This is a genomic window from Halopseudomonas sp. (assembly GCF_036961105.1).
In the GTDB taxonomy this organism is placed as follows: Bacteria; Pseudomonadota; Gammaproteobacteria; order Pseudomonadales; family Pseudomonadaceae; genus Halopseudomonas.
Map to the genome: position 1 here is coordinate 1 of NZ_JBALWW010000044.1, position 1,056 is coordinate 1,056.

General features: G+C 55.3%; 2 protein-coding genes. Both read right to left on the reverse strand.

What is annotated here, in order from left to right:
- Positions 1-400, reverse strand: a 400-nt coding sequence (locus V7756_RS18850) for a DUF4372 domain-containing protein (RefSeq protein ID WP_335611743.1), incomplete at its 3' end; no start/stop codon positions are given.
- A 304-nt stretch (positions 401-704) separates the two neighbouring features.
- A partial coding sequence (locus V7756_RS18855; protein ID WP_335611744.1) for an MBL fold metallo-hydrolase RNA specificity domain-containing protein occupies positions 705-1,056 on the reverse strand: 352 nt, incomplete at its 5' end.

The following is a 1,056-nucleotide window of genomic DNA, read 5'->3' on the forward strand; positions in this document are numbered from 1 at the left end:
CATCAAAACCTCTTCCTTTCAATGAAATGGAGCTTGAGTCAAGCAGGTACAAAAGACCTTCGCTCTCTTGACGGACAGAGCGATGGACTTGGCTCATCAATATTTGGGCGGCAGCTGAAAATGGCTCGCTAGAGCGTTTTCTGTTGGCGTCGGCGAGGGTGGAACGACGCAGTTCGCCAGTCCTGAGGTGATAGTGATGACGCTTCTGACTGTTGTAGGCAGCTTCAATCATGCGCAAGCTTGAAGCGCCACTGAGGTGCCCGAATACCAGCGCAACCAGCTGATCCCAGCTTTTGAATCCTTTGCTGTATCGATCAGAGCGATGTTCTTGGACCTTGTCATTGAATACACGGGAGGGAAAAGCTTTCAGAACGGAGTGCAGACGGTTTATGCTAAACATCTTGCGGTGTCCCTGGATTTGAGTTGGCGCTCGGGGTTTTAACCCCTCCAGATAGACACCGCAACCATTTCAGCAAACTCCTCGATATTTTCCCCGGACAGTAGTGTGGGATGGCCGGGTTCCATCCCGGCCGCGGAACGGGACTTGGCGCAGAAAGGTGAGGTTATATAGCCAAAACGTTCAGTTGCATTGCTCTTGGAGGCCAGCAGGCTTAACGCGGGCAAAGAGGTCAGCTGTACTACAGCTGGCCGAGATGGAACTCGGCCTCCCCGTGGGGTGCAAGGCGACAGTTGAGTTTGAACTGTCAATCGGGGATGACTACGCGCAACGCCTTCTCTTTCTCCTTTGCTTTACGCCGCAACTCGGCAGCCAGTGTCGCTTTGGCTCCGTCATCGCCGTGCACCAGGCGCACTTCTTCCGGCCAGCGGCGCATACCGGTGATAAAACCCAGCAACCCTTTCTGATCAGCATGGGCGGAGTAACCGCCTAGCGTATGTACGCCAGCCTTTATGTCATAGCGGTCGCCGTCCAGCTCTACATGACCCTGCTGCGGGCCATATTGCTGGATGGCGTGCCCCGGGGTGCCGCGCGCCTGGTAACCCACAAACACCACATTGTGCCGCTCATCGCCCAGCATGGCCTTGAGGTAATTGACC